Raw genomic sequence first — 11,959 nt, forward strand, 5'->3', positions numbered from 1 at the left:
CTAAAAACGAAGACATCCTTCCTCTTTGAATCTAGAGGAAGGATGTCAAATTTTTAGTTTAGGAACCTTTTTTCTTATTTTTCGAAGAAAAGCGAGGATTGGAAGTTCCTCGCTTATTTAGATTACGTTAGAAGACACTAGACCTTTCTGTAATTTTGATATTTGGCGAATAAAGCTTCCATCTTTTCAGGTTCGACCAAATTGTTGATATCAAAAAGTTCGTCAATGACTTCGTCAGGAAGGACTCCGGCCTTTTTGGCGGCTTCTTTGCAGGTGATATCTTCGTCGATGGCGATGTGGGCAATCTTAGTACCAACTTCATATCCAAAGAGAGCTGAGACCATCGTCGCTAATGAGGTGGATTTCTCAGTCATTGCTAAGCAATGCTCTTTATTCGCAGTAATGCCTTTGATGCATTTGTCGGCGAAAACTCTCATTGTTCTACTCAGCAAGTCGCTGCTTTCAATGAAACTTTTGATTGGAACGCCTGAAGAAGTTCCGAGTTCCAGCCAGCCGGAAAGAACGCCAGCAACTAAGCCTGCATGATTAGAACAGACTCGGTCTGTTGAAAGGAATACCATTTCCGGAATAACAGGATTGACTTTGCCTGGCATGATAGAGGACCCCGGAGCTACGGCAGGCAGATTGATTTCTCCGAAGCCTGCTCTAGGTCCTGAACCGAGAAGTCGAATATCTCGGGCAACTTTCCATACTAAAGTTGCTAAGGCCTGAAGGTGAGCATGAGCTATGACCAAGCCATCTGTTGCCATCATTCCGTCAAACAAATCTTCTTCCGTATGGATTGGGCGACCACAAACGTCGGACAGGTGTTTGTCAATAACTGCTCTAAACCCTGGCATGCATCCCATACCTGTGCCAACACAAGTTCCGCCGATGCAGGATTGGTTCCATCTTGCTTGTTCCACGGCTATTCGCTTGGCCAATCGTTCAGCGGCGTGAGCAAAAGCTCCAAATTCCTGGCCGAGAGTCATGGGAACAGCATCTTGCAGGCAAGTGCGTCCCATCTTGATGACATCCTTGAACTCTTCTTGTTTTTGGCGAAGAACTTGAGCAAAGTACTTCGTAGCTTCAATAACTTTTCCAAGTTCATCATGGACAACAATTTCTTTGGCCGTTGGAATCAGGTCATTGGTTGACTGACACATGTTGACGTGAGTGTTCGGATGAATGCCGCCTTTACTTTTATCTCCGGAAATTAATTCATTAGCTCTGTGGGCAATGACTTCATTGACAATCATGTTAGCCGGGGTGCCCGAGCCTCTGTAAATGTTGACAACGAAATTGCCTTTTAGTTTCCCCTCGACGATTTCCCAAGCGGCTTTCTCAATGTATTTTGCTTTTTCGGGATCCAAAGCACCAATTTCTGCATTTGCACGTGCACATGCGATTTTGCAAAGAGCAACTGCACGCATGTAAGGCGCATAATCATCCAATGTCAGCGGTCCCACATCAAAAGCTTCTTTATTTCTTTCAGAAACGATGCCCCAGTAAGCTTCGTCCGGAAGCTCCATTGTGCCTAATCCGTCATGTTCTTGTCTCATTTGGTTTCTCCTAGTCGATTTTTCTGAGGCTCTTAAACTTATTGAACATTTCAATTGTGGCTTTTCTATCGGCCAGCTTTCTGACATCAAAGAGTTCTTCAGCTACTTCAGGCGGAATCAATCCTTCCTCCAAGGCAACTTCTTTGCACGATTTTCCTTCGTTCCAGGCTTTGTGGGCAATCTTTGTACCGGTCGGATAGCCGTAAAGAGCAGAAACCATCGTTGCTAAAGAGGTACTCATTTCTGCATTCTGTCGTGCTTTTTCTGCGTTGACCTTTATACCTTTAATGCATCTGTCTGCTACAAGGCGGAAGCCTTTGTCAATGAGTTCAAGAGACTCCATTGCTCCTAAGAAACTGCCGCAAGTTGAAGAGCAAAGATCCAAGTCGGATTCGTTCACCGTCAAGGTTGCCATCATGTCATGCGAAATAATTTGCTGCATAATCTGGAGGAGTAACTCAGGCATGTAAGGATTGATTTTGCCCGGCATGATGGAGGATCCGGGAGCAATCGACGGAAGGATAATTTCGCCAATTCCTGTTCTTGGACCGGAACTGAATACATAGAGGTCATTGCCGATGCGGCCGCCTGCACATGCGATAGCCTTCAAGACACCCATCAAGTAGATGAATGAATCATTGTTCTGAGAGCCGTCAAACAGAGCAGAGTCCTCGATAACTTCTTCAGCAAACTTAGCTTGCTTCATCTCAAAGCCAACGACTTTAGACAAATGCTTATAAACTGTTTCGTTATATCCCGGAAGTTCGCCCATGCCGCTGCCGAGTACAGTTGCGCCAAGGATAGTTTCTTGATATTCCGGCAGCAGATTCTCCAGCCGTTTTCTATTTCTGGCGATGAGGCTATGCCAAGCACCGAAGACTTGACCAAACGTCATCGGCACTGCATCTTGCATACAGGTTCTGCCTAAACGGGGAACATCTTTAAGCTCCTTGGCTTTTTCCGCGAGAGAATCTTCAAAATACTTCACGGATTTCAATGTTTTGGTAATCATTCGGTACAGAACGATTGCTTCGGCTGCAGGATAGATATCGTTTGAGGACTGACACATGTTCACGTGAGTGTTCGGGTGAACGGCATCATATCCTTTCTTCCCAGTAAGAATTTCATTGGCTCGGTTGGCAATGACTTCGTTAACGTTCATATTGACGCCCGTGCCGTGGCTTCTCCAAATGTTTACCGGGAACTGATCAGAGAATTTTCCGTCAATGATTTCCTGACAAGCCTGCACAATGGCTTTTGCTTTTTCCGGCTCAAGGGCGCCGATCTCTTCATTGGCAAGGGCAGCGGCCATTTTGACTTCAGCAACAGCTTTAATTACATGAGGTAATTCATTGAAGGTATGGTCGGTGACGTCATAATTCTGGGCACAGCGGACAGTTTGGATGCCGAAGTAGGCATCATCCGGAACCGGCAAAGAGCCTAATGAATCTTTTTCAATACGCATTTTTAGTTCCTTTTAGAAAACAAAGTAAGAGATAACAAGACCGATCAAGATTGAGCTAATGCAGGTGACAAATCCCGGAAGTTGGAAGCTGTGGTTGAGAACATAGCTGCCGATCTTTGTAGTCCCCGAACGGTCGAATGTGATCGCAGAAATTGCACTGCCGGTTGCGGGGAAGAAGAAGAGACCATTGACTGCGGGTGCAAAAGCTACTAAAGAGCCGAGCGGCAAACCAAGGGAGACGCCTAGAGGCATAATTGAACGGGTTGTAGCACCTTGGCTGAGGAGCAAAGCAGACATAACAAAAATCATGACCGCGAAAAGGATCGGGAATTCGCGAACGATTCCGCCGAGATTATCGATAATCATGGCTTTATGGGCCAGGAAGAAAGTATCCGTCATCCATGCGATACCGAAGATTGCGATAACACCGGTTATACCTGCAGAAAACACGCTGCTCTTAGCGATATTTGAAGGTTTGAGGCCGCAGGCGAAGACAATTAAGAAGGAAGTGAAGAAAGCAATGATTTCAATTGCATTGGGAATCGAAAGGTATGTATCTTTGCCGTTAATCATCCAATGAGGCATTAAGGATTTAACGCTGCCGAGAAGAACGATGGAAGCAACACCGAGAGCAAACAGGGTAACGGAAATTAAGGCTTCTTTTGTTGGTTTGTATTCCCGAGAGGCTCCTTTTCCTAAAGTAATTTCACCCGAATCAATAAGCTTTTTGAATTCCGGATCGTTTTCCAGTTCGAGACCTTTCTTGTAAACACTTACCGCTCCAATCATGATGCCTAGGAAAATGGCAGGCACTAAAACAAGCATTATCTGTCCAAGAGAAACGCCTTGAGCTGCAAGAACAGCAAGGAGGGCAGCGGTGGAAGCTGAAACCGGAGAGGCAGAAATACCGTGTTGACTAGCAATCAAAGCGATTGACATGGGTCTTTCAACTCTGATCTTGGCTTCTAAAGCAACTTCGCAAATAACCGGATAAACAGCCAGCGCAACGTAACTAGTTCCGGTGAATACCGTGAAGAGAAAAGTGACAATTGGTGCCATAAAGGTGATTCGGTTGGGATTTCTTCTGAGAAGCTTTTCCGCCAAATGTACCAATAAGTCAAGACCCCCGGCTACTTGCAGACAAGCGGCCATGGCCGATACTGCAATAATGATAAGTAAGACATTAACAGGAGGCGAGGCGGGTCTTAGACCGAAAATAAAAACGAGTATGAAAAGACCAACACCGCCTGCAAAACCCATGGCGACGCCGCTCTTTCTCGCGCCGATCATAATACACGCCAATATGACTAAAGCTTGAATCCAAAACATAGACAGCTCCTTATCAGGTTGAGGTTTGTTCTTGTATAACTTTGCAGCAATGGTGGTAAAGTGTTAAAGAACATGCTTCCAAAGAATGAAAAACATTCCTGTGCAAACTCATAGCACAAAGGAATATTGACGGAAAGACCTTTGCCGACGGAGGTTCTGACAATATGACTGATATTTCTAACGCATCCGATTTGTTTCTGAATAAAGCAGCTCAAATTTTTTTTGAAGGCAGCCCAAACGTGCAGTTTTACAGAGGCCGGAGAGATGTTCGGAATGACTCAGAGCGCGGTTTCCCGAATAATCAAGCATTGGGAAGACGAGTGGAGAGTGCCTCTCTTTGAAAGGAACAGCCGGCCGGTAAGACTAACCCCAGAGGGCCAGGTGCTTAAGCAAGAATTGGAAAGGTATGTGCTTTCTTTCGGAAATTTAGCTCAAAACATCCGACAAGAAAACAAATTGAAGCCGTTAATCAGAATTGGATGCATTGAAAGTCTGAGTGTTGATCTGTTACCGAAACTCATCATTCGGCTCCGGAATAAAACCAGACAGTTGGTATCAGTAGTCGGTACTTCAGATGTCCTCCATCAAAAGCTCTTAAGCGGAGAGCTTGACGTGATTTTCTCGAGTGATTCAACGGTGGATTTAGCAAATTTGAAGCGGCAGAAGATTTTTCAGGAAGGAAGTTTGCTGGTTTTTCCAAAAAAGATGGAAAACTCAAAATGTTGGAAGTCTTGGGACTCTCTTAAATTTTGCGGTTTGCCTTTCCTCAAATACCATCACTCCAGCGGGGGAGGAAAACTTAATGAAGTTTTCTTAGATACCTCAGGGATATCTCTTCCTCATCAACTTGAGGTTGATAGCAACAGTACAATGCTCGCTTTGATCAGTGAAGGAGTCGGCTGGACAGTGTCGAGGGCGTCGACGATTCTTCAAAATAAAAATTTCATGGATAAGGTGAGCTATCGACCAATGCCGGCGCCTCTTCTATCTAGAAAAGTATATGTGCTTGCAAGAAGAAATGAGCCTGAGATTCTTATGAACACTTTTATTGAAGAGGCGTGCCGAATTCTCCGTGAGGATATCTTGAAAGAGCTGGTTGATATTGCTCCATGGATGAAACAAGAAATCTTTGTGTTGGATCCTGAGACAAAGTTGTTGAAAAACATTCAGGGAAAACCTCTGAAGGATTCGTAGATGGAATGTTAGGCATTCTGTTTGCTCACTTCTGTTAGCAAAAAATATAACGATAAAAGAGAATTCCTTCCTAAGAGAAGAAGGAAGAATTCCAAGGGAAAGGAAGAAAATGAGATTATCAGGCCCTCTTTTTGTTTTGATTGGTGCCTTGTGCTTTAGTTTTTCGGGAACGATCCAGAGTTTTGCGCCAGAGGGAGCAACACCATTTACTGTAACTGAAGCAAGAATGGTTATTGGCACTTTAGGTCTAGCTGCTTTCTGCTGGGCTGCAAAAAAATTTCCGAGCTCTTGGTCCTCTTTTAATTTTAAATTTCTCGTGTTGGTGGCTTTGTGTTTATATGGCTTCCAACTATTGTTCTTTTCGTCACTTCCAAAGACGGGCGTAGCCGTTGGAACCATTGCAGCCATTGGTTCAACGCCTATCTGGACGGCGATCATTGAGAAGATCGTTTACGGTAAAAATCCCTCAAAGATTTGGTATTTCTCGACTGTGACAGCGATTGTCGGCATTGTTTTATTGAATTTAGAGAATTTTAATTCAACCATCCATTGGATTTATTTGCTCCTTCCTCTGTTGGCCGGGCTATGTTATGCCGGCGAAATTGTAGCCGCACCGAAGGCGATGGAAGGCGTCTCTTCAGAATCCGCCATGGTAGTTGTCATGGGGTTGGTGGCTATCATCAATGCACCCATGCTGATGTTTTTCCCGATATCTTGGATCGCTACGGCACAAGGCCTTAGCTGTGCAGTCGCACTTGGCTTAGTAACGGCATCTCTAGCGTTTGCCTTTTTCTTTACCGGTGTTCGACACACTAAAGCAAGCGTAGCTTCTACTCTAGGTCTGGCGGAGCCGATGGGAGCCGCTTGCTGGGGAATCTTCCTTCTTCATGAGCCTTATTCTGCTTGGACTTTGATGGGTATCGGATTAATTCTGGTTTCTATTTTGGCGTTGAGTTTGAAGAGCGAATAATTGCCAGAAGGACTTGAGTTGGAATTATATGGACAACCATTAAAAAGTGAGCAAGCCACAAGGCGTGCAAGACCACAGGGAATGGTCTTTTACGATGAAAGTGTTTTGATGAAATTCGTTTGCATTGTAGAGGGGACCTTTATTTAGATGGTCTTCTCTGCCATAAGAGGTCTCCTCAAGCGCTTCCGTATTTAAGGTTGTCTTTTTAGAAGTATTGAATCAAACCGAAAACAACAAATCATTCAATATTGCATCGGCCGTTTGCAGAGACACCAAAGAACAATTTGTTCTTACACGAGCGCCATCAAAAGTAATGTCTGGTCCCTCCGAGCGGCATTGGAGGGGGAAGTCTCGGACGCTTTTCTTGTTGCCTTTCCCCAGATTTAATTGAAAAAAAGATGCCGGATTCCGATGGGATTAGAGGGATTTGTTTTGGTTTGTTCTCTTCTCCCTTTGTACGACCACAGATTCCATTGCATAAAGGCTACTGTTCTGTGAATGGCGACTAAGATGAGACTCCGTGAAAAGAAAGGCACCATCCAAATGTAAATTCATAGGAGGGCTTTTTTTAAAAGTTGGATTATGTTCCAATAATTTAAAATTTTGACTAAAAAATGGAGCGTAGTCCAAAAAAGTGGACTTCTCATGTGCCATTAGGAAAAGGACTGCAATGGAAAGAGAGGCATATCTTTCAGAGTTAGATAAGTGGAAAGAACTTCCATTCATTAAGATTGTTACTGGAGTGCGCTGGTGCGGTAAGTCTGCTTTATTGGAAAGCTTTGGCCGACGCCTTCTTAAAAGCGGAGTCAATCCTGACCAGATTATTGAAATTAATTTAGAAGATCCTGATAATCAAAACCTCAGTGACTGTGGAGAGCTCCACCGTTATATTCTTGCGCATGCTGTAAGTCCTTGTAAATACTATTTGTTTTTCGATGAGATTCATCATGTTAGGAATTTTGAAAAGACAATCGCAACTCTTTTTCTTCATGAAAATTTCGACATTTATCTCACCTGCTCAAACAATCAAATAATTTCCAGTGAGCTGGCTACGCTTGTATCCGGCCGGAACGTCCAAATTGAAGTGTTGCCGCTCTCTTTGAAAGAATTCAGAGAAGCTTTTCCAGAGAAAAGCCCAGAGGAGCTATTGGCGCTCTATCTTTCGACAACTTCTTTTCCGTTCTATTTAGAAGTTCCCGGCAAAACCGAATTTGTGGACAAAGTTCTTGAAGGAATTTTCAGCACGGTTATTATTAAAGATATCCTCTCATCAGGAAAGATTCGCGAACCATTAACATTGGTAAAAGCAGCCAAGGTTTGTTGTGAATTCATAGGTGATCGAATTTCGATTGCAAGAGTCTCAAAGTTAATGAGGTCTGGTGGTTATCAGCCGGATAACAAAACAACAGAGAAATATCTTCGTAGCTTATTAGATTCTTTCGTTTTGTACGAGGTTCACCGGTGGGATATTAAAGAGAAAAGACTTCTGAAGAACTCTGTTAAGTATTACGCCGTGGACTTAGGTCTGGTAAGAACGCTGTTGGGAAGTCGCTCTCTGGCTGACATAGGCCACCTCTTGGAAAACGTAGTATTTCTGGAATTGAAGCGGAGAGGCTATAAGGTCTTCACGGGAAAACTTGAAGAATTTGAAGTTGATTTTGTATGTACTAACGGTCAAGAAAAAATTTACATTCAAGTTGCAGCTTCGGTGAGAGACGAAGAGGTTTTGCATCGAGAATTGCGTCCTTTGCTTCGAATTCAAGATAATTTTCCCAAGTATCTTTTAACATTAGACAATGATCCGAAGGCAAGTATCGATGGTGTTCACAAAATTAACGCTCTGGACTGGCTCCTTTCCGGGTAATCAGTTATACGTAAGATTGAAAAAAGTTCGGATGATGAATCCAGCCAGCAGAGTTTTTAAAGAAGTTTAAGAAAATCAGAAATACTCAACCGGATTAATGCTGTTCATATTTATTTTTCTTTAGGTTATACTTAGCAATATAGCTAAATATAAAATTAGCTAATTTCTAATCTCTTTCCCCAAGGAGAACCTCTTATGAAACTTACAAGAAGAGTATTTATGCAGCTTACCGGCAGCGCTGCTTTGATGGTTTCTGCACCAACAGTGCTGGCACAAGGCCTCTCAGTAAAAAGACTCCCGCTTCCGTGCAGTCCAGCTGAAGGCAAATGGATTGGATCGGCTTGTCAGGGATGCACTCAATACTGTGCTATCGAAGTTTTTAATCAGAATGGGCGAGCCACAAGAGTACGCGGAAATCAAAATTCGAAAGGTAATCATGGATTCTGCTGCCCAAGAGGACATTTGATCCCTCAAGAAAATTATGATCCGGATCGTATTAAACAGCCTCTTAAGAGAACAAATCCTCAGAAAGGACGCGGGATCGATCCAAAATGGATTCCTATTTCCTGGGATGAAGCTCTGGATATAGTAGCCGACAAGATGGTTGAACTTCGAAATGCAGGCGAACCGGAAAGACTTCTTTATCTCAAAGGAAGATACGGCAATACTTCCCATGCTCTTCTTTATGGCACTCTGACAAAACTCTTCGGATCCCCAAATAATTTCTCAACTTCTGCTCTTTGCGCCGAAACAGAAAAAATGGGGCCCGGTTACACACAGGGATTGTTTTCTTACAGGGACTATGACCTAGGAAATTCAAAGTGCGTTGTGTTCTGGGGTACGGATCCTTTTGCTTCCAACAGACAAGTTCCTAACGTTATTTCAAGACTTGGGGAGCTTCAGAAAAAGGGCATCTTAATAACTGTCGATCCGAGGCTATCTACTGCGGCCGCTAAATCTAAAGAATGGCTTCCGATACTTCCGGGAACTGACGGAGCTCTTGCTAATGCTATAGCTCATGTGCTTCTTACCGAAGGACTATGGAATAAAGATTTTGTCGGAGACTTTGCTGACGGTAAGAACTTGTTTGTTCCGGGAAAGACGGTAGATCCTCAGGCCTTTAAAGAAAACAACACCCTCGGACTGATTACATATTGGAACGAGGAGGCTAAAGACTGGACTCCTGAAAGAGCAGCAAAAGAATGCCGTTTGGATGCGGAACAAATTAGACGGGTAGCTAAGGCTATGGGACAGGCCGCCCCGAACGTGATCGTGTGGATGGGGCCCGGTGTTTGTATGAACCCAAGAGGTACATACACGGCAATGGTGGTTCATGCGCTCAACGGCATTTTAGGCTCAGTTGATAACGTTGGAGGAACCCACGATCCTGTCAAATCTCTCAGCGGCAAGTATCCGTCAATGGATAAATATATTGACGAACTCGCCAAGGCTCATGGTAAAGGGAAGAAAATCGATGGCCGTGGAGACCTGGATATGCCGGCGGCTATGAAGGCCAAACTGGGCAGTGGCGTTGTGACCAACAATATTGCCAACTATATGCTCGAGAATCCAGATTTCGTGAAAGTTATGATTAGTTCGTGGACTAACACTCCTTTTGCTGCAGCCGACGGCAAACGCTGGGAAAAAGCTTTGGCTAACGTACCGTTCTTTGTGCATATGGTTCCGTTCCCATCAGAAATGACTCAGTTTGCTGACATTGTTCTTCCTTCTACCTTTAATGCAGCTGAAGGGATGGGCGCAGTAACAGGTTTCGGTTCCATGCATGCCTGGACCTCGTTGCAACAACCAACATGCGATAGGATTTGGGATGTAAAACAGGAAGAAAATGAAGTCACTTGGCTTTTGGCAGAAAAACTAGCTAAGAAAGGCTGGCCGACACTGCTGAACTATTACTCAACAGAATTTGTCGATCCTGAGACAGGTGCTAGACCAACTAATGAAAAAGAGTTCCAGCTTATCACTACCAAGATAGCCTCAGCACCATGCTGGCTCCGTACGTCGAAGCCGATTCCGGGCGATCAAATCAATGGTTGGGAAGATTTTAGGAAAAGAGGAATGCATAATTCCGCTCCTCAGGTTTACAAGAAACATTGGGGCGGAAAGTTCCCAACACCGAGCGGTAAATTTGAGTTTGTTTCCGGAGATCTAAAAAAGGTCTTAGAAGCTCACGCAGCTAAATACAACACTACTCCTGACAAGATTCTTGATGCTTGCCATTATCAAGCTAAAGGGATCAAAGGGTGGATGCCTCACTATGAAGAACCTTTGCGTCATGGTGAAGAGAAGCAATATCCGTTCTTGTTCATTGATCACAAGAGCCGCTTGAACCGTGAAGGTCGCTCTGCCAACCTTCCTTGGATGCAGGAATTCAAGAAATGTGATGCCGGGGATCGTTCATGGGGAGATGTCCTTAAGATTAATCCGATTGATGCTAAGGCTCTCGGTATTCAGGATAATGACATCGTCGAAATTTCTTCTCCGGTCGGAACCATTGTCACTGAAGTGAAACTTTGGGAAGGTGTAGGTCCAGGTACGGTTGCAAAAGCCTATGGTCAGGGCCACTGGGCCTATGGCCAGATTGCTGCAAAAGAATACGGGAAAACACCCCGGGGCGGCAATAACAATGAAATTCTAGTGGACGACTACGACCGCTTATCCGGTACTTCCTGCAGAAATGGCGGATTCACCAGAGTCAACATTAAGAAAATTTCTCAAAAACTTTAAGCCAGGAGAGAGAAATGAGATTTGGAATGATCATTGATTTGAATTTATGTTCTTCCTGTGGGGCCTGCGCTCTGGCTTGCAAAGCTGAGAATAACACAAGAACCCGAGGAGAAGGCCAATCATTTAATTGGGCAGATTTCATTCAAGAAACCAGAGGAGTATTCCCAAACACAACACAGATTGCTATTCCCGTCATGTGCAACCATTGCGAAAATCCGCAGTGCGTTAAAGTCTGTCCGACAGGAGCCATGTTTGTCAGCCCCGAAGGAGTTGTTCTTCACAATGACGAGGCATGCGTAGGATGCCGTCTGTGTCAGAATGCTTGCCCTTACTCTTCTGCTGAGTTAGGACCCGAAAGCTTGGACGGTAAGACTTACTCTGTCATCAGCTTCAATCCTAAAGGAGTTGATCCGAGAGGGGATGCTGCAACCCGGCCTGTTCTTGTAAGAGGAGCCACAGGCGATGCTCAGGAACTTGGCCAAAAGGCCGGCGCTGTTCCAGCATATGCTAATCTATTTAAGGCAGGCGATTCCGCCGCTCAAAGAAGGGAGGGAGTAGTAGAAAAATGCAACTTCTGCTACCACCGTACTTCCAACGGTATGAATCCTGCCTGTGTAGATGCCTGTCCTGCGGGGGCTAGGATATTTGGTGATTTAGATGATCCAACCTCTACTATTTCTGCAAAATTGAAGACGGGCAAAGTCCAAAGACTTCAAGAAGAAAAAGGAACTAATCCAAAGGTCTTCTACATGGGACAGTTCTCTCCGAGAGAGTGATCTATTAACCTATTAACACGGAAGGGGCTTAAGCCTCTTCCTTGCCGCGAAATG

At 44.4% G+C, this 11,959-nt stretch carries 8 protein-coding genes; 5 read left to right on the forward strand and 3 right to left on the reverse strand.

Annotation, left to right across the window (positions count from 1 at the left end):
- Positions 1–137: 137 nt before the first annotated feature.
- Genes ACYQ4O_RS00585 through ACYQ4O_RS00595 form a run of 3 tightly spaced genes read right to left on the reverse strand, consistent with a single transcriptional unit; the run spans position 138 to position 4,356 of the window.
- Positions 138–1,562, reverse strand: coding sequence for a lyase family protein (locus ACYQ4O_RS00585; RefSeq protein WP_308513462.1), 1,425 nt, complete (start codon positions 1,560–1,562; stop codon positions 138–140).
- A 10-nt stretch (positions 1,563–1,572) separates the two neighbouring features.
- Positions 1,573–3,027, reverse strand: coding sequence for a lyase family protein (locus ACYQ4O_RS00590; protein ID WP_308513461.1), 1,455 nt, complete (start codon positions 3,025–3,027; stop codon positions 1,573–1,575).
- Positions 3,028–3,039: 12 nt separating this feature from the next.
- Positions 3,040–4,356 (reverse strand): anaerobic C4-dicarboxylate transporter family protein, encoded by a 1,317-nt coding sequence (locus ACYQ4O_RS00595; protein WP_460174430.1) that lies wholly within the window; start codon positions 4,354–4,356, stop codon positions 3,040–3,042.
- 201 nt (positions 4,357–4,557) lie between these two features.
- Between ACYQ4O_RS00595 and ACYQ4O_RS00600 the strand changes: the two genes are divergently transcribed.
- From ACYQ4O_RS00600 to ACYQ4O_RS00620, 5 genes are all read left to right on the forward strand, one after another.
- A complete protein-coding gene (locus ACYQ4O_RS00600) occupies positions 4,558–5,550 on the forward strand; it encodes a LysR family transcriptional regulator (RefSeq protein ID WP_460174464.1) in 993 nt (330 codons plus the stop codon).
- A gap of 109 nt (positions 5,551–5,659) precedes the next feature.
- Entirely contained in the window at positions 5,660–6,520 is an 861-nt protein-coding gene (locus tag ACYQ4O_RS00605; protein ID WP_308513458.1) for a DMT family transporter, read from the forward strand.
- 670 nt (positions 6,521–7,190) lie between these two features.
- Positions 7,191–8,384: an ATP-binding protein gene (locus ACYQ4O_RS00610; RefSeq protein WP_308513457.1), complete on the forward strand. Its 1,194-nt coding sequence runs from the start codon at positions 7,191–7,193 to the stop codon at positions 8,382–8,384.
- Between the two features lie 195 nt (positions 8,385–8,579).
- On the forward strand, positions 8,580–11,129 hold the full coding sequence (locus tag ACYQ4O_RS00615) for a molybdopterin-dependent oxidoreductase (protein WP_460174431.1): 2,550 nt from the start codon (positions 8,580–8,582) through the stop codon (positions 11,127–11,129).
- Positions 11,130–11,143: 14 nt separating this feature from the next.
- On the forward strand, positions 11,144–11,905 hold the full coding sequence (locus tag ACYQ4O_RS00620; protein ID WP_308514431.1) for a 4Fe-4S dicluster domain-containing protein: 762 nt from the start codon (positions 11,144–11,146) through the stop codon (positions 11,903–11,905).
- Positions 11,906–11,959: the final 54 nt, after the last annotated feature.

The sequence above is a fragment of the Turicimonas sp. TL08 genome, from assembly GCF_054660695.1.